The sequence below is a fragment of the Mesorhizobium sp. B2-4-13 genome, assembly GCF_006658535.1.
Lineage (GTDB): Bacteria > Pseudomonadota > Alphaproteobacteria > Rhizobiales > Rhizobiaceae > Mesorhizobium > Mesorhizobium australicum.
Window position 1 is genome coordinate 249,282 of sequence record NZ_VFVB01000005.1, and the last position, 23,199, is coordinate 272,480.

The following is a 23,199-nucleotide window of genomic DNA, read 5'->3' on the forward strand; positions in this document are numbered from 1 at the left end:
GCTCACCTCTCCTTGCGGCTGATCAGCACCCGCGCCGCAAGCACGATGATCAGGATGGCGCCGTTGGCGGCCACCTGCCAGTCGGGCGGAATGTGCATGAAGGTGAGCAGCGGCGAGGCGGCCAGCGCCAGCGTCAGCGCGCCGATGACGGCGCCGATCGGCGAGACCCGGCCGCCGACGAACTCGCCGCCGCCGAGGATGACGCCGGCGATGGCCAGCAGCGTGTAACCATTGCCGATATTGGCGTCAGCCGAGGTGGTGATGCCGATCAGCGCCATGCCCGACAGCACGCCGAACAGGCCGGCCAGCGCAAACAGCACGATCTTGGTCTTGAGCAGCGACCAGCCGGCGCGCTTGAGCGCCGCCGGATTGCCGCCCGAGCCGCGCAGGATCACCCCATAGGAGGTACGCATCAGGCCGAAATGCACGACGGCCGCGATTAGCAGCGCGGCGATGATCGGAAACGGAATGAAAGGCGGCTTGAACGACATGATCGCCAGCAGCCAGTCCGGCGCCTTGCCGCCCGGTTTTGGCAGGACGAGAATGGCGAGGCCCTGCCAGACGAAGCTCATGCCGAGCGTCACCACGATGGAGGGCAGGTTGCGCAGATGGATCAGCGCGCCGAGCAGCGCATAAATGCCGATCGATCCGGCGAGAATGAGGATGCCGATGAGCGGCGCATCCTTAAGCCAGGTCGCGGTGACGCAACCGACAAAACCGACAAAGGTGCCGATCGAGAGATCAAGCTCGTTGCCGGCGATGACGAACATCTGCGCGATCGTCGCCAGCGCGATCGGAATCGCCAGGTTCAACATCAGGCTGAAGCCGAAATAGCTGATGGCGCGCGGATTGAGCCAGGCGATCGCGAGCAACACCAGCGCCAGCGATAGCGCGGGCAGCAGGCCGCGCAACAGCCGCGCCCGCGCCGCCGCGTTGCGTGCCGCCGATCCCTTGAAGCCATTGTCGATTGGCGTCGCCGTCATCTCAGGCCGCATCGCCGAAAGAGGACTGGATGATCTTTTCTTCGGTCAGCTCGTCGCGCGTCAGATTGGCGACGATGCGGCCGTTCTTGAAGACATAGATATGGTCGCAATTGTCGAGCTCTTCGGTTTCGGTCGTGTACCAGAGGAAGGTGCGTCCGCGGCCCGCCTCCTCGCGCACGAGATCGTAGACCTCCAGCTTGGTACCGATGTCGACGCCGCGCATCGGGTCGTCCATCAGCACGATCTGGGCATCGGAGCCGAGCGCCCTGGCGAACAGCGCTTTCTGCTGGTTGCCGCCCGACAGCGAGAAAATATTGTTGTTCATGTCAGGCGTGCGGATGCCGATCTTCTTCTGCCAGAACGCGGCCAATTCGGCCTCACGCTGGGGTGAAATCAACAGCCCGTTGCGCAAGCGCACCAGCGAGCGGATGCCAATGTTTTCGGCAATCGACCATTGCGGGAAAATGCCGTCGGACTGGCGGTCGCCTGCCACCAGGGCCACCGGCGCCGTCACCTCGATGCCGGCCTTGGCGCGTGCGGCGGCGTCAAAGATGCGCAGCAGCAAGTCGGTCTGTCCGTGACCGGCCAGGCCGGCAAGGCCGATGATCTCGCCCGCGCGCGCGACGAGGTCCTTGCCATCCGCCTGTCCGGCCGGCCGCGCCCGCACGCGCAGCGGATTGGCGCCTGTCTTGGCGGCAGCGGCCTGCGCGGCGGTCTTCGCGCGCGCCTCGGCTCCGCCCATCACGGTCACCAGCCGGTCGCGATCGAAGACACCAGCCGCGTCCGACGCCACCACCTTGCCGTCGCGCATCACAACGATCCGGTCGGCGTTCCGCAGCACCTCGCCCAGCACGTGCGAGATCAGGATGCAGCTTTTGCCGCCGGCGACGAAGCGGCGCACGAAGGCCAGCAACTGGCCTGATGTGTGCGCGTCGAGCGACGAGGTCGGTTCGTCGAGGATGACCAGGTCGAGCCGGTCCTGCGTCACGGTGAAGGCACGCGCCACCTCGACCATCTGGCGCCGGCCGATCGACAGATCGCCGACAATGTCCCAGGCCGAGATGCCATGGTCCGGAAAGATTTCGTCCAGCTTGGCGGTGATCAGCTCTGCCGCCTTGCGCCGCCAGCCGAAGCCGGAAAGCGACGCATGGTTGATACGCGTGTTTTCGGCCACGCTGAGATTGGGGCACAGCGACAGTTCCTGGAACACGCAGCGTATGCCGCGCTGCTGCGCCCGCGACACCGAGTAGTTGTCCTCGATGCCGCCATGCACGGTGATCGTGCCGCTGTCGGGCGTCGAGGTCCCGGCCACCATGTGCATCAGCGTCGACTTGCCGGCGCCGTTATGGCCGACGAGGCCGACGCATTCGCCGGGCCCGACATGGAAATCCACCCCGCCCAGCGCCCTGACGGCGCCGAAATGCTTTTCGGCACCGTCAAGTCTTACGATATCAACACTGGCGGCACCGAACTGGTTTTCGGCGCCGTCCAGTCTGATGATGTCCGTGTCGCCTGCAGCCATGCTCAACGATATCCGCTCGGTGATGCCCGCGGCAACGCGTCTGCGACTTTCACTTGATATTGGCTTTGATCGCCGCGATGGCATCTTCCTGCGTGTATTCGTGGGTGGCGACACCGCCCTCCTTGATCTTGGGCAGGGCCGCCTCGAAATCGTCCTGGGTGAAGGCCAGATACGGCACCAGCAGATCGTGCGGAATGTCCTTGCGGCCATCGAGCACTTGCTGCGCCACCCAGAAGGCGAGCGTCGATACGCCCGGCGCGATCGAAGCCGACCAGGTCTGGTAGCCGTCCTTGTCCTTCTGTTCCTTCCACCACTTCAATTCGTCCTGCCGGTTGCCCATGATGATGGTCGGGCGCGGCTTGCCGGCGGCGGCGAAGGCTTGCGCGGCGCCATAGCCGTCACCGCCCTGGTCGACGATGCCGACGACGTCGGGCAGCGACGGCAGGATGGTCGCCACCGCCTTCTGAGCCGTGGTCTGGTCCCAGTCGCCGGTGACAGAACCGACGATCTTGAATTCGGGATGCGCGGCCACGCCTTCGAGGATGCCTGCATGGATGGCATCATCGATCGAGGTGCCGGCAAGCCCCCGGATTTCAAGCAGATTGCCGCCCTTGGGCTGGAACTTGGCCATCTGCTCGACTTCCTGCTTGCCCATGTCCTTGAAGTCGACGACGACGCGGTAGGCGCAGGGCTCGGTGACGGTGCCGTCGAAGGAGACGACGGTGATGCCGGCATCGCAGGCCTGCTTGATGGCACCGTTGAGCGCATCCGGCGAGGCGGCGTTGATGACGATGGCGTCATAGCCCTGCAGGATCAGGTTCTGCACCTGGGCGGCCTGGGTCGGCACCTCCTTGTCGGCAGTGGTGAAGACATCAGCCGCGCCGACGATCTTGTCGTCGACGGCCTTCTTGGTGACGATGCCATAGCTGTCGAGCATCGCCTGCCGCCACGAATTGCCGGCATAATTGTTGGAGAACGCGATCTTCTTGCCGCTGGTGTCGGCAAAAGCCGTACCGGCCGCGAGCACCGCCGCAAGCGTGCTGAGAACCAATAGTTTCTTCATGTGAGACTCCTCCCGAGAGTTGCTGATCAGTTTGATTGTCGACGAATTTCGCGATTGCGATCCTGTTTTTTATCTATTGTCAGACAAAAGTGCAGAAGGCCGGCGGGCTGTCAACTGCAATCCGATGTGCGCCGGCGATCAACTTGCGGTGCTCTGATTGAAATGGCTTCGTTTGATGGCTAGGCATGCGGGCCAGGAGAGCGAACAAGCATGGCAGTGACGCCGATTGTGCCGCCGGGCGCACCGGGAATTCCCGCGCGCTGGACCTCAAGCGCCAAGAGCGGAGTCGGCTCGGCGCTTTCGCCGTCCAGCCGCGTCTGGTTCACCATCAGCCACGGCATCCTGAACGAGGTGTACTATCCGCGCGTCGACAGCGCCTGCACGCGCGACCTCGGCCTGATCGTCACCGGCATGGATGGCTATTTCTCCGAGGAGAAGCGCGATGCCTCGCACGGCATCGAGCCGTTCGAGGACGGCGTGCCCGCCTACAGGCTGGTCAATACAGCCGACGACGGCGCCTACCGGATCGAGAAGCGTATTCTGGCCGATCCGGCGCGTCCGACCTTGCTGCAGGAAATCACCTTCAGTCCGCTCAAGGGCTCCGCGGCCGACTACCGCGTCTACGCGCTTCTGGCGCCGCATCTGGTCAATGCCGGCATAGGCAACACCGCCTGGATCGGCGAGTACCAGGGAAAACCCGTCCTGTTTGCCTCGGGGCGCGGCACCTGCCTGGCGCTGGCCTCGTCCCTGCCCTGGCGGGATTGCTCGGCCGGCTATGTCGGCTTCTCCGACGGCTGGCAGCAACTCAACAATACCGGCAAGCTCGATACGGCTTGCCGGCGTGCCGAGGACGGCAATGTCGCGCTGACCGGCGAGATCGGCTTCACCGCCGCCAACACAAAAACCGTGCTGGCGCTGGGTTTTGGGACGACACCGGACGAAGCCGCCGAAAACGCTTTCGCCAGCCTGAAGCGGGGTTTTGAACCGGCGGCGAAATCCTACGTCGAACAATGGCGCAAATGGCAGGCGGGGCTGCTGCCACTGGACCGCCACGCGGTCCCCGGAGTGAACAGCTACCGCGTCTCCACCGCCGTGCTGGCAACCCACCGGTCGTCGGCGATGCCCGGCGCTGCGGTGGCCAGCCTGTCGATCCCATGGGGATTCAACAAAGGCGACGATGATCTCGGCGGCTACCATCTGGTCTGGCCGCGCGACCTGGTCGAAACGGCGGGCGGCTTTCTCGCCGCCGGCGACGCCGCCTCGGCACTGCGGATCCTGGAATATCTCCGCTCCATCCAGCAGCCGGACGGCCATTGGCCGCAGAACGCCTGGCTCGACGGCACGGCCTATTGGCCCGGCATCCAAATGGACGAATGCGCCTTTCCCTTGCTGCTGGCGGATGCCCTGCAGCGCGCTGGCCACTTGCCGCGTGCCAAGCTGAAGGCCTTCCTGCCGATGATCGAGCGCGCCGCCTCCTATGTCGTGCGCAATGGTCCGGTCACCGGCGAGGACCGCTGGGAAGAAGACGCCGGCTACAGCCCGTTCACGCTGGCCGTCGAGATCGCGGCACTGCTTGCCGGCGCCGACCTGCTCGATGCTTGCGGCAAAGCGGCGGAGGCGGCCTACCTGCGCGAAACCGCCGACTGCTGGAACGACCAGGTCGAACGCTGGACCTATGTCACCGGCACCGCCATCTGCAAGGCCGTCGGTGTCGGCGGCTATTACGTCCGCATTGCGCCGCCAGACGACCCCGATGCCGGCTCGCCGAAGGACGGCTATGTGCCGATCAAGAACCGCCCACCCGGCGACACGGACCGGCCGGCCGAGGAAATCGTCAGCCCGGATGCGCTGGCGCTGGTGCGCTTTGGCCTGAGAGCCGCCGACGATCCGCGCATCGTGGACACCGTCAAGGTCATCGACGCGCAACTGCGCTGCGAACTGCCGCAAGGGCCGCTCTGGTACCGCTATAACAGCGACGGCTATGGCGAGCATGAGGATGGCACGCCCTTCGACGGCACCGGCCAGGGCCGGCCTTGGCCCCTGCTGGCCGGCGAACGGGCGCATTACGAGCTGGCCGCCGGGCGCAAGGACAAGGCGTCCAGCTTGCTCGATGCGCTGGAGCGGTCGGCCGGGCCTGGCGGCCTGCTGCCCGAACAGGTGTGGGACGGCGCCGATATTCCCGAGCGCGAGCTGCTGCATGGCAAGCCATCGGGCAGCGCCATGCCACTGGTCTGGGCGCATTCCGAACACATCAAGCTGCTGCGCTCGCTACGCGACGGCGCCGTCTTCGATATGCCGCCGCAAGGCGTGAAGCGCTACATCCAGGACAAGACCGTCTCATCGTTCAGGGCATGGCGCTTCAACAACAAGATCCGCGCACTGCCCGAGGGCAAGACATTGCGCGTCGAGCTGTTGACGGCGGCCACCATCCATTGGAGCACGGACAATTGGGCAACCGCCCACGACAGCCGGACAGCGGAAAACGCTTTCGGCCTTCATCTTGTCGATCTGCCCACGGCCAGCCTCCCCAACGGAAGCACGCTGATCTTCACTTTTTTCTGGCCCGGAACCGGCGATTGGGAGAATGTCGACTTCTCCATCATGTCAGGCGCTCAGGACAGCCAGTAGATCCTTCCTCGACAACGCCAGAAAATCTCTAGGAAACAGGGACGAAACCATGCAGATCGGAATGATGGGACTGGGCCGGATGGGCGCCAACATGGTGCGGCGGCTGATGCGCGACGGCCACGAATGCGTCGTCTATGACATCAACCCGGCCAGCGTCGCGGCGCTTGTGAGCGACGGCGCCTTGGGGGCGGCATCCCTGGAGGAATTCGTCGGCAAGCTGGCCAAGCCGCGCTGTGTCTGGCTGATGCTGCCGGCGGCGATCACCGGCAGGATCATCGATCAGGTCGCGGCGCTGATGGAGCCCGGCGACATCGTCATCGACGGCGGCAATTCCTACTATCACGACGCCGTCGACCAGGCCGCGAAACTGGCCACCAAGGGCATGCATCTTGTCGATGTCGGCACCAGTGGCGGCGTCTGGGGGCTGGAGCGCGGCTACTGCCTGATGATCGGGGGTCCCGACGTGGCCGTGCAGCACCTCGATTCGGTCTTTGCCACGCTGGCGCCTGGCGCTGATGCCGGCGCGCCAACCCCGGACAAGACCGCCGGCACCGCGCCCTATGGCTACCTGCATTGCGGACCGAGCGGCGCCGGCCATTTCGTCAAGATGGTGCACAACGGCATCGAATACGGCGTCATGGCCGCCTATGCCGAAGGCATGAACATCCTGAAGTCGGCCAATGCCGGCAAACGGCAGCGGACGGCGGACGCCGAGACAAGCCCGCTGGAAAACCCGCAATACTACCAGTTCGACATCGACCTTCCGCAGGTGGCCGAGGTGTGGCGGCATGGCAGCGTCATCGGCTCCTGGCTGCTCGATCTCACCGCCGGTGCGCTGAAGAGCGATCCGGGTCTGGCGCAATTCGGCGGCCGGGTCTCGGATTCCGGCGAGGGCCGCTGGACGCTTAAGGCGGCGATCGACACCGGCGTGCCGGCACCGGTGCTGTCGTCGGCCCTGTTCGACCGCTTCTCCTCGCAAGGCGAATCCGAATTCGCCGACAAGCTGTTGTCCGCCATGCGCTATGCCTTTGGCGGGCACATCGAAAAGCCGAAGGGCGGCAAGTGACGGCGACAGGGGAGACGCACGCATGAGCCAGGAACGGTCCGATACGCTGGTGCTCTTCGGAGCGACCGGCGACCTCGCCCACAAGAAGATATTTCCAGCGCTTTACCAGATGGTCGCCAAGGGCACGCTCACCGAACCGGTGATCGGCGTCGCCTTCGACGCCTGGGATTTGAAGCAGTTGCAGGACCGCGCCCGCGACGGCATCGTCCATGCCCTTGGCGCCATAGATGAGACGGTCTTCGCCAAGTTCGCGTCGCTGCTGCGCTATGTCAGCGGCGACTATCGCGATCCCACGACCTTCGAGAAGCTGAAGACGGCACTCGGCAGCGCCCAGCGGCCGCTGCATTACATGGCGGTGCCGCCGTCCATGTTCGAGACCGTCGTGCAAGGGCTGGAGCAATCCGGCACCGCGCATGGCGCACGGCTGATGGTCGAAAAGCCGTTCGGCCACGATCTGCAGTCGGCACGCTGGCTGAACCGGGTGCTGCACCTGGTGTTCGACGAACAGTCGATCTTCCGCATCGACCACTATCTCGGCAAGGAGGCGATCCAGAACCTGCTCTATTTCCGCTTCGCCAACTCCCTGCTGGAGCCGATCTGGAACCGCAACTACGTCGAGAGCGTGCAGATCACCATGGCGGAGGATTTCGGCGTCGAGGGGCGCGGGCGGTTCTATGACGATGTTGGCGCCATCCGCGACGTCATCGAGAACCATCTGCTCAACATCCTGCTGCTCCTGGCCATGGAGCCGCCCGTCGGCCGCTCCGCCGACGACCTGATCGACGAGAAGGTGCAGGTGTTGCGCGCCATCCGGACATTGACGAAAGCCGATGTCGTGCGCGGCCAGTTCACCGGCTATCTCGCCGAGCCCGGCGTGGCGCCGAACTCGCCGGTCGAGACCTTCGCGGCGGTACGCTTTTTCGTCGACACCTGGCGCTGGCAGGACGTGCCGTTCCTCATCCGCGCCGGCAAGAACATGCCGGTGCATGTCACCGAGGTGGTGGTGCGTCTGAAACGGCCGCCGCTCGACGTCTTCGACCCGATCAAGCCCGCCGACCAGAATTACGTCCGCTTCCGCATCGACCCGCAGGTGATAATCGCCATCGGCGCCCAACGCAAGGCGCCCGGCGACGACATGATCGGCGAGCAGGTGGAACTCACCGCGCTCGACGATTCGAAGGGCGACATGCCGCCCTATGAACGGCTGATCGGCGACGCCATGAACGGCAACGGCCAGCTCTTCACCCGCCAGGACGCCGCCGAACTCGCCTGGCGCATCGTCGGTCCGGTGCTCGGCGACACCACGCCGCCGCATCTTTACGAGCCGAAGACGTGGGGGCCAGCGGACGCCATGGCCGGCTTCGGGCCGCCCAATGGCTGGATCGACCCGGTCGCATGAGTGGAGGGGACGAGATGGCCAAGGTGGTTAAGAAGGCTGCGTCGGACACCGGGCAGGTAGTCCTTTCGATCGACATTGGCGGGTCGCACGTCAAGATCCTGACCAGCGACGGTGGCACCGAGCGCCGGACGGATTCCGGGCCTGACCTGACGCCAAGGCAGATGATCGACAAGGTGAAGAAGCTCGCCGACGGCTTGTCCTACGACGTCATCTCGATGGGCTATCCAGGCCCCGTGCGTCAAAACAAGCCCGTGCTCGATCCCATGAATCTCGGCAAGGGCTGGGCCGGCTTCGATTTCACCGCTGAGTTCGGCAAGCCGGTCAAGGTGGTCAATGACGCGCTGATGCAGGCCCTCGGCAGCTATGAGGGCGGGCGCATGCTGTTCCTCGGCCTCGGAACCGGCCTCGGTGCCGCGATGGTCCTCGACAATGTCGGCCAGCCGATGGAACTCGCCCACCTTCCCTACAGAAAAGGCCAGAGTTTCGAGGACTATGTCGGTGAACGCGGCCTCGTAAAGCGCGGCAAGAAGAAGTGGCGCGGTCATGTCTTCGACGTCGTCAACCGGCTGCGCGCCGCCCTGCAGCCAGACTATGTCGTCATCGGCGGCGGCAATGTCGACAAGCTCGACGAATTGCCCCCCGACTCCAGGCGCGGTGACAACACACGCGCCTTTGAAGGCGGATTTCGTCTGTGGCGCGACAAGGCCCTGATCGTCTGATATTATTACAGCTTAGTATAGTTGTTCAAAATGCCGTGTTATGTCGCGGCGATAGATTGCATTGCGCAGATTTGCCGACTAGGAAGTCAGCCCCACTACATCGCGTCGCGCGCGACGCACGAAGACGACCCACTTTAATTTTGCGCATCATCCTTTTTGAAAACGGCCCCATTTTCGAGGTTATGCGCCATGGATGGAGGAAATAGATTGACCGACGAAAACAGCCACGCCAGCAAGACACTCGACCTTCTCGAGCTGACGGCCCATATCGTATCGGCCTATGTCGAGAAGAATCGCCTGCCTGCGTCCGGCCTTCCCGAGCTGATCGCCAGCGTCAGCGCCTCGATCAGCGGGCTCGGCCAGCCGGTCGCCCCGGTGGCGGCACCGCTGGTCCCGGCCGTCAACCCGAAGAAGTCGGTGACGCCGGATTTCATCATCTGCCTCGAGGACGGCAAGAAATTCAAATCGCTGAAGCGTCATCTCGGCGTGCATTTCGGCCTGACGCCGGACGCCTATCGCGCCAAATGGGGCCTGCCTTCCGACTATCCGATGGTTGCCCCCAACTACGCGGCTTCGCGCTCCGAACTGGCGAAGTCGATCGGCCTCGGCCGCAAGGCCGCCGTGGTCGCCGCCGTCAAAGGCAAGGGCCGAAAGGCCAAAGTCTCGGCCTGAGGCGATTTGGACGCTGAGCCAATTGTTAGGACGACTGGAATAGAAGCCTGCCGGCGAATTCGCCTTGGCAGGCTTCGTGCTTTTGTGGCTTGGATACCCTGGGACAAGACGATCTGGGGGAAGCCATGAATTACACCAGGATGGTGATCGAGAAAGAAGCGCCGGAGGAGTACGGTTACGACCGCATCCGTTACAACCTCTCCGAAAGTTCGATCGCCGATCAGAAACTCTCCGACATCGGCCTCTCGCTGCCTGATCTGACCCTCTTCTATGGCGAGCATCGCGGCGACAAGGAATTGCGCGCGCTGATCGCCGCGCAGGATGCCGGCATCGCGCCCGACGATGTGCTGGTCACGGCCGGTGCGGCCGGCGCGTTGTTCATCATCTCCACCTCGCTGCTCTCCGCCAGCGATCACCTCGTCGTCATCAGGCCCAACTACGCCACCAACATCGAAACGCCGCGGGCGATCGGCTGCGCCATCAGCTTTGTCGACCTCGCCTTCGACGAAGGCTTCGCCATCGACGTCGAGCGCGTCAGGGCCGCGATGCGGCCGAACACGAAGCTGATCAGCGTTACTTGCCCGCACAATCCGACCGGCACCATGATGAGCCGTGCCGAATTGGACGCGCTGGTCGCGCTCGCCGAGGCCAGCGGCTGCCATCTGCTGGTCGACGAAACCTATCGCGATCTCTCCTATGGCAGGCGCCTGCCTTTGGCGGCCTCGCTGAGCAAAAAAGCCATCAGCGTCTCGTCGCTGTCGAAAGCCTTCGGCATTCCCGGCATCCGCATCGGCTGGCTGATCACCAGGGATGCGGCCCTTCAGGAGACATTTCTGGCCGCCAAGGAGCAGATCGGCATCTGCGGCAGCGTCATCGACGAAGGCATAGCGCGCGGCATGCTGGAAGGCCGGGACGCTTTCCTGGCAAAGCTGCTGCCCGAAATGGCCAGGCGCCGGGACATCGTCCAGGCCTGGATCGACCGCGAGCCGCTGGTCGACTGGGTGCGGCCCGAAGGCGGTGTCGTCGGCTTCCCGCGCCTCGATGTCGAGCCCGGTTTCGACCTCGACCGCTTCTATGTCAGGCTGCTGGAAGATCACGGCACCTATGTCGGGCCCGGCCACTGGTTCGAAATGGAAAAGCGCTTCTTCCGCGTCGGCTTCGGCTGGCCGACGGAGGCCGAGTTGAAAGGCGGGCTGGACGCGATTTCAGCTGCGCTGCGGCAGTAAATTCCGCGTGCTATCGGTGGTGCGGATCGAAAGTCCCTTGATCCGGATCTGATTTTAAAGCATATCCGCCCCGAACTTTACCAAGTTCCATTGGTCGAACAGCGCCCATTCGGGAAGTGCCCCGCGAGCCGATGCCCACCGCAACGGGGCCTCACTTCATGATACCAGAACAAACCTTGCCGGAGCAGCGCTATGCCGCTTTCCGGCACAGAGCCTTCCTCAGCTACTGGACGGCGCGCTTTCTCACCACTTTCGCGACCATGATCGTTTCGGTGGCCGTCGGCTGGCAGGTCTATGATCTGACGCGCGATCCGTTCGATCTTGGCATTGTCGGCATCGTCCAGTTCCTGCCGTCGCTGCTTCTGGTGCTGGTTACAGGTGTCGTCGCCGACCGTTTCGGCCGCCGGCTGATCATGACCTTGGCGACCTTGGTCGAAGGCGCCTGCGCGCTGGCTCTGCTGTTTTTGACCCTGCGCGGCCTTACAACCCCGCTCCCGATCTTCGCCGTGCTGGTCATGTTCGGCATTGCCCGCGCCTTCTACGGGCCGGCTTCGTCCTCCCTGTTCGCCAATCTCGTGCCGCAGCGCGATTTCGCCAATGCCATCGCCTGGAACTCCTCCGCCTGGCAGACCGCGACGATTGTCGGCCCGGTCGCCGGCGGCTTGCTCTATGGCGTGTCGGCGGAAGTGGCCTATGCGACGGCCGCAGTCCTGATGCTCGCCGCCGCGTTGCTGATCTTCACCATTCCCAAGCCCGCGCAACAGACCGCCACCGACAAGCCGACAATGGAGACGCTGTTTGCCGGCTTCCGCTACATCTGGAGCGAGAAGATCGTGCTTGGCGCCATCTCGCTCGACCTCTTCGCCGTGCTTCTGTCCGGCGCCTCGGCGCTGCTGCCGGTCTATGCGCGTGACATTCTGCAGCTTGGACCTTGGGGCCTCGGCTTGCTGCGCTCGGCACCGGGGATCGGCGCCATCTGCGTCGCCGTCTGGCTTGCGGGCCATCCGATCCGCGACCGTGCTGGCAAGATCATGCTGAGCTTCGTGGCGGCGTTCGGCGCCTGCACCGTGCTGTTCGGCCTGTCGACGCTCACCTGGCTCTCGATCGTAGCACTTGCCCTGCTCGGAGCCACCGACATGTTCAGCGTCTACATCAGGGAGACGCTGATCCAGCTGTGGACGCCCGACGAGGTGCGCGGCCGCGTCAACGCCGTCAACCAGGTCTTCGTCGGCGCCTCCAACGAGGTCGGCGAATTTCGCGCCGGCACCATGGCGGCGCTGATCGGCACGGTTCCGGCGGTGGTCATCGGCGGCATCGGCGCCGTCGCGGTTGCCGGCCTGTGGGCCTATCTGTTCCCGGCGCTGCGCAAGGTGAGGCACCTCAAAGGACGAAACTGACGGGGCAGCGAATCTATGCTAAGCCGCCGCCGAACCAATCAAAGGACGACACAAGTGAGTGAACCGACCGTGGCCGAAGCGACCGAAAATATCTACGCGTCGCTCAGGGCGGACAATGCCGACATCGACGCCCATATCGCGACGCTCAAGGCAGCGCTGGCGCGAGAGGGGATAAAACAGGCGGTGTTCGATCCTGCCAAATTGGCGCAGAGCAACCGCTCGGGCCGCAAGTTGATGCAGGCTTATTTTCGGCAGCGCGGCGTGAGCGTAACGTTTTCGGACTAGTTTTTAGGCGTCGGCGGTTCAGAGCACCGGCCCGGCACTACCGCGCCACAGGCTCGCCAAAAATCGTGCGCAAAAACTCGTCGAGCCAGCGCTTCAAATGCATGTCCCAGATCAGCCGGCCGCCGAGATGGTCGCGGCCGGGCTGCGCACCGGGCAGCTCGAAGCGGTGGGCGCCGCGCACCACCCAGCGCTGCATCATCACTCGGGTCAGTTCGCCGTGGAATTGGATGCCCCAGGCATTATCGCCATAGCGGAAGGCCTGGTTGGGATAGGTCTCGTTCGTGGCCAGCAGCGTCGCGTCGCTCGGCAGCGAAAAGCCTTCGCGATGGAATTGGTAGACCATCTCTGGCCAGTGCATCAGTTTCTTGCCGGCCTCGGTCGCTTTCAGCGGATACCAGCCGATCTCGACCAGCCCTTCGCCATGGCCCTCGACCTTGCCGCCGAGATGATTGGCCAGCATCTGCGCCCCAAGACAGATGCCGAGCAGTGGCCGGTTCTCCCTGAGTGGAATCTGCAGCCAGTTGGTCTCGCGACGGACGAACTCGTCCTCGTCATTGGCGCTCATCGGACCGCCGAAGACGACTGTGCCGGCGTGGCCATCCAGCGTTTCCGGCAAGGCGTCGCCGAGCGGCGGGCGGCGGATGTCGAGATCGAAGCCCTCTTCGAGCAGCATGTGACCGACGCGTCCGGGGCTCGAATTCTCCTGATGCAGCACGATCAGGACTTTTGGTTTCGACCTCGTCTGGCGCGGCATGGGACGGCGAAAATCCTATTCGTCCGAGGATGTTCCAGTGGCGCCCGGCGCGTGCGCCGCCGCCTTGCGGCGCGCCTCGACGCGGTCGTGGCGTTCGACGCCGATCAGCTCGGCGACACGCCACACCGTGTTGTCCTCCAGCTCATGCAGCTCGCCATCGGCATAAACGATCTCCCACATCAGGCCGATGAACGCCTTGCGCCCCTCCGCGTCGAGGTGGCGCTTGAGCACGCTGGTGAAGGCGTAGAGGTCGATTGCCTCGTTGTCGGCCCGCTCGCCGGCGGCGGCGAGTGCTTCGAGTTCGGCACCGCTGATCGAATAGCTTTGCGCCAGCACCGCCTTGAACCGCTCCCATTCGACATCCTGGCGCACGCCGTCGGCATTCATCACATGATAGAGCAGCGCCGAGGCCGCGACGCGCGGATCGTCCGTGCTGGCATGGCTGCCGGAGCCGGCCGGCAAATCCCTGAGAAACGACAGAACGCGCTCGAACATCAATTCATTCCCAAACGGCCCAACGGCCTGCCCAAATCAAAACAGCCGGAACCGGCGTGTCGACTTTTCCGCCTCGTCGTCCGGATCGACGCCTGGATCGTCCGGCAGCCGCGCCAGTTCTTCCGCCGGCTCGACCGCCTCGGCGTCGGCTGGCACCGCGGCAAAGGCGGCGGCCGTGACCGGTGTGACATGATCCTCGCGGCTTTCGGCGTCCTTGCGCGTCGCCTCGTCGCCCGGTGCGGCGTGATCGATCACCTCGACCGGCCTTTCCGGCCTGCCCGGCGCCTCGATGGCCACTGCCGGGGCGTCCGGCTCATCGCGGCTGTCGATTAGCTGGCCAAGCCGCTCCATCGGCGCGCGCCACTCGAAGGCGTCGAGCCGGCCGGTGACCGGCGAGACCGGCGCCCAGCGCTCGGAGATGACGCCGTCGGCGACCCAGGCCGGATCGCGCGGGGCTCGCACCGCCTTGGACAGCAGCTGCCGCACCTTGCCCTGGTCGCCGGTCTCGGCCTCCTCAATATCGGCGAGCAGCAGATAGGCGCCCTCGCGTCGGTCCATGCGGATCGCGGCCTCCGCCTCGCGGCGGGCGGTTGAAAAATCCTGCGCGTCGAGCGCGGCACGCGCCACCGTCATCGACGATTCGGCGTGGTTCTTCTTCATCTCCTGCAGCTTCTTTGCCCGGTTGAGCCGATCGAGCACGGCGTCACCCGGCCTTGCATGGGTGTAGAGCTCGGCAATCTCGGGATGCGGGTCGGCCCTCCACGCCGCTTCGAGGATCCTCGAACCCTTGCGCACGTCGTTCTGCTTGAACAGCGCCGCGGCGGCGGCAACGGCTGCGGGGGCAAAATCCGGCTGCAATCTGTTGGCCTCGATCGCCGCTGTCCTGGCAGCCGCGGGATCGCTGTCCGCAAGCGACTGCGCCTTGGCGGTCAACAGCACCGCGCGGCGGCGGTTGGCGGCGTCACGCTCGATCTGCCGCGTCGACTTCTGCGCGTCGACCAGTTTCAGCGCGCCATCCCAGTCGCCGCGCGCGGTCAGTTCCTCCAGCGTCGATTCGGCCGCCCAGGCCAGTTGCGGCGCCACTGCGGCGGCACGGCCGGCATAGTGCCGGGCGGCGTTGCGGTCACCCAGTCGTTCGGCTTCCAGGTAAAGCCCTCGCAGGCCAAGCAGCCGCATTTCGGGATCGTCGAGCATGCTCTCGAATTTTTGGCGCGCGCCTTCATGGTCGCCTTCGAGCAGCGATGCCTGTGCCTCGAGCAGATGGATCAGCGGCTCCTGGTCGGAGCGGATCAGCTTGGCCGCTTCCTTGGTCTTCTTGCGGGCCAGCGCCCCGTCGCCGGCGCCGGCGGCGATCATGCCGGTCGACAGCGCCTGATAGCCACGGTCGCGGCGGCGCACGCGAAAATAGCGCGAGATGGTGTAGGGACTGTTCCACAGCGACTTGATGAGCCACCAGACAATCATCACCGCGGCGACGACAGCGACGACGGCAACCGCCGCCACCATGAGGCTCACCTGGTACTGATAGCCGTTGAAGGTAACGACCATGTCGCCCGGCCGATCGGCCAGCCAGGCAAAGCCCAGCCCGAGCGCGAAAACGACGATGAGGAAGGCGAGCAGGCGGATCATCGTGTTGCCCTCATGCCTTCATCGCGCCGGAGATCAGCGCGTCGACCTGGGTTTCGACCTCGATGCGCGCCTTCAGTTTGCCGGCAAAGTCGGCGCCCGCGGCCTTCGCGGCTTCCGGCAGCGTGTCATATTCGCTGAGTGCCTTGGCATAGTCGCCCTGCGTGACCGCAACCTCCATGCGCGCCACGGTTTCCGGTGCGCCGGGGCCTTCGACGGCACCGATCGGCCGGACCTTGACCAGCGATTCAGCGCTCGACATCAGGTTCTGAAGGAAGCCGGCATTCTGATCGACCGGCGTCGCGGCGGCGACCATGGCATTGGCGGCGGCATCCATCTGCGATGCGATCTCGGTACGGGTCGGCACGCCCTTTTCGGCATAGGGCCGCAAGGTCGCGAGTTCAGGTGCATTAGGCGAAATCGCGGCCAGCGTATCGAGTTCGGCTGAAAACGGCGCGCCGCGGTCGAGCGCCGCCTTCAGCGCCGAGGCCGCGATGGCGAGTGCGATCTTTGGCTGCGACGCCTGCGCATCGACCTTGCCGGAAAGCTGCGACACCGACTGCTCCAGCGCGGAGAGACGGCCTTCCTGTGCCTTCGCCGCCTCGCCCGTCGACTTCACCAGCGCATCGAGACCCGCCAGCTTTTCGTTGAGCGGGCCGAGATCGACAGGCGCCGCGCTGCCGGCTTTGCCGAGGGCCGCCACCGTGGTTTCGATCTGCTTGACTTTGTCGCCCACCGCGGCAAGCCCGGCATTGTCGCCCGCGCCACCCTGCTCGACCGCTGATTTCAGCGCCGCGACATCGCTCTTGACCTGATCCAGCGCCGACGACAGGCCGTCGACCTTGGCCGATGCACCGCCGCTGGCTTCCCTCATATCCGCGATTTCGCTCTTCAACGAGGCGATCTCGCCATTGACGCCGTCGAGCGAGGCACCGGGAGCGGCACCCGGCGCACCGAGCACGCCGGCAAATTGCAGGCCACCGGCGCCGACCAGGGCGATGACACCACCGATGATGCCGGCTGCGATGCCGTTGAAGCCGCCCCGCTTCGGCTGCGTGGCCATCGGTTCGCTCCTTGCGTCGGTTTTACTGGAAGCCGTCTTGGTCTCGGCGGTTTTGGCGGTTGCATCCTCAAAATTGTAGTCGGAAGCCTTGGCGCGGTTGGGGGGTATATCCGAACCGGGATAAGGCATTTCCGGCTCAGTGGATTTGGCCTCGGCTTGCGGTGGCGCGTCGGTGCCAGGCTGCCCGGCGGCTGCATCGCCATGCTCCCAAGGTTCGAGATCCGCCTGATCGGCATGTACCGGCTCGTCCGGCGGCTCTGGCCGCGAGGCGTTCGCCGCTTCCTCGGTCTTCGCCTCGTCGGTCTGGGCGGTATTCTTGGCGGCATCCTCGTCGACGATGCGTGAGACGGCGCCCGGATCGAGATCGATGGTCACCGGCTCGCGGCGGCCTTTCGAGTGTCGCATCTTCGGCGTCTTGACCATGCAGGGGCTCCGCAAATTCGCTTCGTCTCAACGCCTGGCGGCGCGTGATGGTTCAGAAAGGGTCTAGCACATCACCAAGCGGTGAAAAGGGGCGGTGTGATGACGCGGGTCAGGGCCGTGCCCGCAAAAGTGCCAGCAGCGCCTCCTCGTCGGGCCGCGCGGCAACGTGCATTGCTTTGCCGGTGCCGTCGCCGAAAGCGGCGGCAATGCGCGCGGAAAGAGCGAAAAAATGGGTCTTTTCAAAGGCCTGCCGCAGGGCAGGTCGCCTGGCCAGTATCTGCATTTCGGCAGCGGCCATGGCCGAATAGAGCAGCACCGCATCGACGGATTGGCCTGATATCAGAGGAAGGATCGCTTCGTCCGAATAGCTCACCGCAAGCGTGTCATAAGTCTCGACGGCATGGACCTGGGCGTGAGCTGCTTCCAGCTTCTGCTCGAAGGCGGGAAACCGCACGCGCCCGCAGAGATAGACGATTGTTTTGCCGGAAAACGCGATTGCCATGCCGTCGGCCAGCGCCTCGGCATCGCCGGGTCCCTCATTGACCGAGAGAAAGCCGGCTTTGCGCGCGGCCTCCGCGGTCCTCCTGCCGACAGCATGACAAGGCAACCTGGACAGCACCGCAATCAGATCTCTGGGGGCATGGCGCACCGCATTAGCGCTGGTGATGGCGACGGCTGCCACGTCGTCCGGAACCGCCTTGGCATCGACCGGCAACGCCTTCGTCTCCGTCAAGGGCAGGAGAAGAGGCTCAAAACCCATCTCCTCCAGCTTTCGTGCGGTGCGCAACGCACCCGGCTCCGGTCTGGTGACCAGCACGCGGAGCATCTTCAGAGCCAGCCGTGGAAGAACTTTTCGCCGGCCTTGGCACGCACCGTCCGCGCCGCTTCATCACCGATGCGGGCGGCGTCCTGTGCCGGCCCTTGTAGCTCGACCGCGTGCGACTGCGTGCCGTCGGGCGAGATGATCAGCCCGGCGAAAGAGAGCTTTCCGGCCTCGATCGCGGCATAGCCGGCGATAGGCGTGCGGCAGGAGCCATCGAGCGCCGCCAGGAAAGCGCGCTCGCAGGCGAGTGCCTGCCCTGTCGCCACATCGTGGATCGCCACCAGCATCTTCTCGACATCGCGGTCGCCGATCCGTGTCTCGATGCCGATCGCACCCTGGCCTGGTGCCGGCGGGAAGCTGTCCAGCGGCATCAAATCGGTGGCAACATCTTCCAGGCCCAGCCGCTTCAGGCCGGCATAGGCAAGGATGGTGCCGCTCGCGACCTCTTCGTCCAGCTTGCGCAGCCGCGTCTGCACATTGCCGCGGAACATCACCACGTCGAGGTCCGGCCGCATGCGGCGGATCAACGCCTGCCGCCGCAGCGACGAGGAGCCGACTTTCGTCCCTTGCGGCAGTTCCGCGATCGTCTTCGCCGCCCTGCCCACAAAGGCATCGCGCGCATCCTCGCGCGGCAGGAAGGCGGAGAGTTCCAGGCCGGGCGGCAATTGCGTCGGCATGTCCTTCGACGAGTGCACGGCGATGTCGATCGCGCCGGCGAGCAGGGCTTCCTCGATTTCCTTGGTGAACAGGCCTTTGCCGCCAGCCTCCGACAGCGGCCGGTCCTGGATGCGGTCGCCGCTGGTCGAGATGACGACGACCTCGAACGCCTCCGCCGGCATGCCGTGCGCCGCCATCAGCCGCGCCTGTGTTTCATGCGCCTGCGCCAATGCCAGCGGGCTGCCGCGTGTTCCGATTTTCAAGATTGTTTGCATGGCGCGCGGTCCGTGATAACCCCCGGCTGGCTTTGCGTTTCCGGGCACTCTCCTAACGAGGAACGCCCTGACATACAATCTCTGGAGACAGCGACGAATTGATCCGCGTTCTGGGCATTGAGACGAGTTGCGATGAGACCGCCGCCAGCGTCGTGGCGCTGGAGGGCGATGCCGCGCCGAAAATCATGTCCAACATCGTGCTCTCCCAGATCGAGGAACATGCCGCGTTCGGCGGCGTCGTGCCGGAGATCGCCGCGCGCGCCCACGTCGAGGCGCTGGACGGCATTATCGAGGCCGCGCTCGCCGATGCGGGCGTGGCGCTGGCCGATCTCGATGCGATCGCCGCGACCGCCGGACCAGGCCTCGTCGGCGGACTGATCGTCGGGTTGATGACGGCCAAGGCGATCGCCGCGGCGGCCGGCAAGCCGCTGATCGCCGTCAATCACCTCGAAGGCCACGCCTTGACGGCGCGACTGACCGACGGGCTCGAATTCCCCTATCTCTTGCTGCTGGTCTCCGGCGGCCATACGCAGATTCTGGCCGTGCGCGGCGTTGGCGACTACCAGCGCTGGGCCACCACCATCGATGACGCGCTCGGCGAAGCCTTCGACAAGACCGCCAAGATGCTCGGTCTGCCCTATCCCGGCGGTCCCAATGTCGAGAAGGCAGCGCTGTCGGGCAATGCCTCGCGTTTTGCCTTCCCGCGGCCGATGAAAGGCTCGGCGCAGCCCGATTTCTCCTTCTCCGGCCTGAAGACCGCGGTGCGCCAGGCGGCGACAGCGATCGAGCCCTTGAGCGACCAGGATGTCGCCGACATCTGCGCCTCGTTCCAGGCGGCCGTCGCCGATGCGCTCGCCGACCGTGTTTCTCGCGCGCTGGAACGCTTTCGCGAAACATTCCCTGGCACGAAAAACCCGGCGCTGGTCGTCGCCGGCGGCGTCGCCGCCAACCGCACGGTCAAGACAACGCTGGAGCGGCTTTGCACTGACGCCGGTTTCAGCTTCGTCGCGCCACCACTGAAGCTTTGCACCGACAACGCGGCGATGATTGCCTGGGCCGGTATCGAACGCCTGCGAGAAGGCATGGCGCAGGATAACGGCTTCGATTTCGTGCCGCGCTCGCGCTGGCCGCTGGACAGCGTCTCGGCGCCAATGGTCGGCTCCGGTCGTCGCGGAGCCAAGGCATGACCGATCGAGCCATGAAGGGTGGGGGTCCGGGCAAAAGCGGCTGGCATGTCGCCGTGCTCGGCGGCGGCGCCTGGGGCACGGCGCTGGCGCTGGCCATGCTGCGCGCCGGCCATACGGTGCGGCTGTTCGCGCGTGACCCTGAAACCGTGGCTGCGATCGGCCGGGGCGAGAACCCACGCTATCTCCCGGGCATCGCCATCGCGCCCGGCATCAAGGCGACGAGCGACATGGAGGCAGCCCTCACTGGGGCCGATTGCGTGCTGACGGTGACGCCGGCTCAGGCGTTGCGGGCCACGCTGGCCGCCGCCAGGGATCATATGCCGGCCGGCATTCCGCTCGTGCTCTGCGCCAAGGGCATCGAGCGCGACACCGGCGCCTTGCTGTCGGCAATCGCTGCGGAAATCTTGCCGCCAAACCCGGTCGCAGCGCTGTCAGGGCCGAGCTTTGCCAGCGATGTCGCCCGCGGCCTGCCGACGGCGGTGGTGGTGGCCGCCGGCGACGAGGCGCTTGCCGCCAACCTTGCCGCCCGATTTTCGGCTGAAAACCTGCGCTGCTATTCGAGCGACGACTTGATCGGCGTCGAGATCGGCGGCGCCTTGAAGAACGTCTTCGCCATCGCCGCCGGCGCTGTCACCGGGGCCGGGCTCGGCGCCAGCGCACAGGCGGCCATGGTGACGCGCGGCTTTGTCGAACTGCGCCGCATCGGTGCCGCCTTCGGCGCCAGGCCCGAGACCCTGATGGGGCTTTCCGGGCTTGGCGACCTGCTGCTTACCTGCTCGTCGGCGCAGTCGCGCAATTTCGCCTATGGGCTGGCGCTCGGACAGGGCAAGGCACTTTCCGGATTGCCGCTGGCCGAGGGCGTGCCGACCGCGGCGATCGCCGCCCGCATCGCCGCCGAGCGCGAAATCGATGCGCCGATCATCGCCGCGGTCGCCGCCATACTGGATGGCACCATCACCATCGGGCAGGCCGTGACGGCGCTGATGACCCGGCCGCTGAAGACCGAAACCAACGATTGATCCCACACTCTGATCCAACCACCCAGGAGAAAGACCATGCTGTTTGCTCTGATCTGCAAGGACAAGCCCGGAGGCCTGCAGGTGCGCCTCGACACGCGGCCCGAGCATGTCGCCTTTCTCGAAGGGCTGAACGGCGACAAGAAATTGGCCTTTGCCGGTCCGTTCCTCGACGCCGACGGCAAGCCCAATGGCAGCCTCGTGGTGGTCGAGGCCCCCGATCTGCCCGGCGCGCAGGCTCTGTCGGCCGCCGACCCCTACGCCAAGGCCGGCCTGTTCGAAAGCGTCGAAATCCGCCAGTGGAACTGGACGTTCAACAAGCCGGCGGCTAGTTAATTCGCAGCGCCCGCGACTGGGCCGCAAGGAGGAGAGAAAATGAACTACTGGCTGTTCAAATCCGAACCCTCGGTTTTCTCCTTCGAGGCGTTGAAGGCCAAGGGCAAGGCCGGCACCCAATGGGACGGCGTGCGCAACTACGCCGCCCGCAACAACATGAAGGCCATGCAGATCGGCGATCTCGGCTTCTTCTACCATTCCAACGAGGGGCTGAACGTGGTCGGCATTGCCGAGGTCTGCGCGCTGGCCCATCCCGACACCACGTCGGATGATCCGCGCTGGGAGTGTGTCGACATCCGCGCCGTCAGGGACATGCCGAACCCGCCGACGCTGGAAGAAGTCAAAGCCAATCCGAAACTGGCCGAGATGGCGCTGGTGCGGCTCGGACGGCTTTCCGTGCAGCCGGTGACCCCGGCCGAATGGAAGGAAGTCTGCCGCATGGGCGGCCTGATGCCTGCGCCGTGACGGCACTTACACTCGATAGCGCCAAGCAATTCATTCTCGACAACACGGCGCTGATGGCGCCGCCGCATGTGCCAGAAATTCGCCTTCACCTCGCCGACGAAGCGCATGATCTCTGGCAGCGAACAGAGGACGAACTTGTCGAGATCGGCCTGCCGCCGCCCTTTTGGGCGTTTGCCTGGGCGGGCGGCCAGGGCCTCGCCCGCTATGTCATCGACAATCCCGATATGGTCCGAGGCAAGCGCGTGCTCGATTTCGCTTCGGGCTCCGGACTCGTCGCCATCGCCGCCGTCAAGGCGGGCGCTGCCGAGGTAACCGCCGCCGACATCGACCCGTTCTGCGCCACCGCGATCCGCCTCAACAGCGAGGCCAACGGCGTCGGCATCGCGTTCCTCGGCACGGACTGTGTGGGCACCGATGCGGGCTGGGACGTGGTCCTGGCAGGCGACGTCTTCTACGACAAACCCTTCGCCGACCGGCTGATGCCGTGGTTTTCGACGCTCAAACGGCGTGGCGCCGACATTCTGGTCGGCGATCCCGGCCGGTCCTATCTGCCGCGATCGGGGCTGGAGCCGCTTGCCGTCTATCAGGTGCCGGTGACAAGGGCGCTGGAGGATGCCGAAGTCAAACGCACCACGGTATGGCGACTGCTTGACGCCATCGCCGAACAGGCGTTTCCATAAAACCGCACAGGAGGGGAACGCATGGATTTTTCAGCGGTGAATTGGCTGGCGGTGATCGCCGCCGCCGTCGTGGCCTGGCTGTTCGGCGCCGCCTGGTACATGGTGTTGAGCAAGCCCTGGCTGAAGGCCGCCAGGCTCGATCCGGCGACGATGAAGAAATCGCCTCTGCCCTTCGTCATCTCCTTCATCGCCGAACTGCTGATGGCCTACATCATGGCCCTGGTCGTCGGCGCGATGACGGGTGGTGAGCCGACCTGGCTGGCCGGACTGATCTTCGGTTTCGTGCTTTGGCTGGGTTTTGTCGCCACGACGCTGTCGGTCAACCATCGCTACGAGAATTTCGGCTGGGACCTGACTGTCATTGACGGCGGTCACTGGCTTGGCGTGCTGTTGATCATCGGCGCGGTGATCGGCTGGTTCGGCGCCGCTGCAAGCTGAC

23 protein-coding genes are annotated in these 23,199 nt (G+C 65.2%); 14 read left to right on the forward strand and 9 right to left on the reverse strand.

Going from position 1 to position 23,199, the window contains the following annotated elements; genetic code table 11:
• Positions 1–2: 2 nt before the first annotated feature.
• From FJ936_RS16355 to FJ936_RS16365, 3 genes are read right to left on the reverse strand one after another with little or no spacing between them, the layout of a single operon-like run.
• A complete protein-coding gene (locus tag FJ936_RS16355) occupies positions 3–983 on the reverse strand; it encodes an ABC transporter permease (RefSeq protein ID WP_181171352.1) in 981 nt (326 codons plus the stop codon).
• 1 nt (position 984) lies between these two features.
• Positions 985–2,505 carry a sugar ABC transporter ATP-binding protein gene (locus FJ936_RS16360; protein ID WP_246680483.1) on the reverse strand — a complete coding sequence of 507 codons (1,521 nt, stop codon included), beginning with the start codon at positions 2,503–2,505 and terminating at the stop codon, positions 985–987.
• A 49-nt stretch (positions 2,506–2,554) separates the two neighbouring features.
• On the reverse strand, positions 2,555–3,568 hold the full coding sequence (locus FJ936_RS16365; protein WP_015315081.1) for an ABC transporter substrate-binding protein: 1,014 nt from the start codon (positions 3,566–3,568) through the stop codon (positions 2,555–2,557).
• A 210-nt stretch (positions 3,569–3,778) separates the two neighbouring features.
• Between FJ936_RS16365 and FJ936_RS16370 the strand changes: the two genes are divergently transcribed.
• The 8 genes from FJ936_RS16370 (at position 3,779) to FJ936_RS16405 (ending at position 12,960) form a co-directional block, all read left to right on the forward strand.
• Entirely contained in the window at positions 3,779–6,196 is a 2,418-nt protein-coding gene (locus tag FJ936_RS16370) for a glucan 1,4-alpha-glucosidase (RefSeq protein ID WP_140791421.1), read from the forward strand.
• Positions 6,197–6,245: 49 nt separating this feature from the next.
• Complete coding sequence (gnd, locus tag FJ936_RS16375) at positions 6,246–7,262, forward strand: phosphogluconate dehydrogenase (NAD(+)-dependent, decarboxylating) (RefSeq protein ID WP_140618400.1); 1,017 nt, start codon at positions 6,246–6,248, stop codon at positions 7,260–7,262.
• Positions 7,263–7,284: 22 nt separating this feature from the next.
• Complete coding sequence (gene zwf / locus FJ936_RS16380) at positions 7,285–8,661, forward strand: glucose-6-phosphate dehydrogenase (RefSeq protein WP_140791419.1); 1,377 nt, start codon at positions 7,285–7,287, stop codon at positions 8,659–8,661.
• A 14-nt stretch (positions 8,662–8,675) separates the two neighbouring features.
• The gene (locus tag FJ936_RS16385; RefSeq protein ID WP_015315077.1) at positions 8,676–9,380 is read left to right on the forward strand and encodes an ROK family protein; all 705 of its coding nucleotides are present in this window, start codon (positions 8,676–8,678) and stop codon (positions 9,378–9,380) included.
• A 207-nt stretch (positions 9,381–9,587) separates the two neighbouring features.
• On the forward strand, positions 9,588–10,052 hold the full coding sequence (locus tag FJ936_RS16390; protein ID WP_041163289.1) for a MucR family transcriptional regulator: 465 nt from the start codon (positions 9,588–9,590) through the stop codon (positions 10,050–10,052).
• Between the two features lie 125 nt (positions 10,053–10,177).
• On the forward strand, positions 10,178–11,278 hold the full coding sequence (locus tag FJ936_RS16395) for an aminotransferase class I/II-fold pyridoxal phosphate-dependent enzyme (protein WP_140791417.1): 1,101 nt from the start codon (positions 10,178–10,180) through the stop codon (positions 11,276–11,278).
• Between the two features lie 158 nt (positions 11,279–11,436).
• The gene (locus tag FJ936_RS16400; RefSeq protein WP_015315074.1) at positions 11,437–12,675 is read left to right on the forward strand and encodes an MFS transporter; all 1,239 of its coding nucleotides are present in this window, start codon (positions 11,437–11,439) and stop codon (positions 12,673–12,675) included.
• 15 nt (positions 12,676–12,690) lie between these two features.
• The gene (locus tag FJ936_RS16405; protein ID WP_051041236.1) at positions 12,691–12,960 is read left to right on the forward strand and encodes a hypothetical protein; all 270 of its coding nucleotides are present in this window, start codon (positions 12,691–12,693) and stop codon (positions 12,958–12,960) included.
• Between the two features lie 37 nt (positions 12,961–12,997).
• Here FJ936_RS16405 and FJ936_RS16410 read toward each other — a convergent pair whose 3' ends face one another.
• The 6 genes from FJ936_RS16410 to hemC all read right to left on the reverse strand — a co-directional run bounded on the left by FJ936_RS16410 (position 12,998) and on the right by hemC (position 19,076).
• Positions 12,998–13,714 carry a glutamine amidotransferase gene (locus FJ936_RS16410; protein WP_015315072.1) on the reverse strand — a complete coding sequence of 239 codons (717 nt, stop codon included), beginning with the start codon at positions 13,712–13,714 and terminating at the stop codon, positions 12,998–13,000.
• Positions 13,715–13,729: 15 nt separating this feature from the next.
• On the reverse strand, positions 13,730–14,209 hold the full coding sequence (locus FJ936_RS16415; protein ID WP_015315071.1) for a TerB family tellurite resistance protein: 480 nt from the start codon (positions 14,207–14,209) through the stop codon (positions 13,730–13,732).
• Positions 14,210–14,245: 36 nt separating this feature from the next.
• On the reverse strand, positions 14,246–15,838 hold the full coding sequence (locus FJ936_RS16420; RefSeq protein WP_141906773.1) for a heme biosynthesis protein HemY: 1,593 nt from the start codon (positions 15,836–15,838) through the stop codon (positions 14,246–14,248).
• 10 nt (positions 15,839–15,848) lie between these two features.
• A complete protein-coding gene (locus tag FJ936_RS16425) occupies positions 15,849–17,321 on the reverse strand; it encodes a COG4223 family protein (RefSeq protein ID WP_140791413.1) in 1,473 nt (490 codons plus the stop codon).
• 109 nt (positions 17,322–17,430) lie between these two features.
• Entirely contained in the window at positions 17,431–18,147 is a 717-nt protein-coding gene (locus FJ936_RS16430; protein ID WP_140791411.1) for a uroporphyrinogen-III synthase, read from the reverse strand.
• A 2-nt stretch (positions 18,148–18,149) separates the two neighbouring features.
• Positions 18,150–19,076: a hydroxymethylbilane synthase gene (gene hemC, locus FJ936_RS16435; RefSeq protein WP_140791409.1), complete on the reverse strand. Its 927-nt coding sequence runs from the start codon at positions 19,074–19,076 to the stop codon at positions 18,150–18,152.
• A gap of 101 nt (positions 19,077–19,177) precedes the next feature.
• Between hemC and tsaD the strand changes: the two genes are divergently transcribed.
• From tsaD to FJ936_RS16465, 6 genes are read left to right on the forward strand one after another with little or no spacing between them, the layout of a single operon-like run.
• A complete protein-coding gene (gene tsaD, locus FJ936_RS16440; protein ID WP_181171357.1) occupies positions 19,178–20,263 on the forward strand; it encodes a tRNA (adenosine(37)-N6)-threonylcarbamoyltransferase complex transferase subunit TsaD in 1,086 nt (361 codons plus the stop codon).
• Positions 20,260–21,282, forward strand: coding sequence for an NAD(P)H-dependent glycerol-3-phosphate dehydrogenase (locus tag FJ936_RS16445; protein WP_015315065.1), 1,023 nt, complete (start codon positions 20,260–20,262; stop codon positions 21,280–21,282). The genes tsaD and FJ936_RS16445 overlap by 4 nt, the downstream gene beginning before the upstream one ends.
• Before the next feature lie 36 nt (positions 21,283–21,318).
• On the forward strand, positions 21,319–21,615 hold the full coding sequence (locus tag FJ936_RS16450) for a YciI-like protein (RefSeq protein ID WP_140791405.1): 297 nt from the start codon (positions 21,319–21,321) through the stop codon (positions 21,613–21,615).
• A gap of 39 nt (positions 21,616–21,654) precedes the next feature.
• A complete protein-coding gene (locus FJ936_RS16455) occupies positions 21,655–22,080 on the forward strand; it encodes an EVE domain-containing protein (protein ID WP_140791402.1) in 426 nt (141 codons plus the stop codon).
• Positions 22,035–22,760, forward strand: a complete 726-nt coding sequence (locus FJ936_RS16460) for a methyltransferase (protein ID WP_181171351.1) — start codon at positions 22,035–22,037, stop codon at positions 22,758–22,760. Before FJ936_RS16455 ends, FJ936_RS16460 begins: the two co-directional genes overlap by 46 nt.
• Before the next feature lie 21 nt (positions 22,761–22,781).
• Entirely contained in the window at positions 22,782–23,198 is a 417-nt protein-coding gene (locus FJ936_RS16465; RefSeq protein WP_140791398.1) for a DUF1761 domain-containing protein, read from the forward strand.
• The last annotated feature ends 1 nt before the right edge of the window (position 23,199 follow it).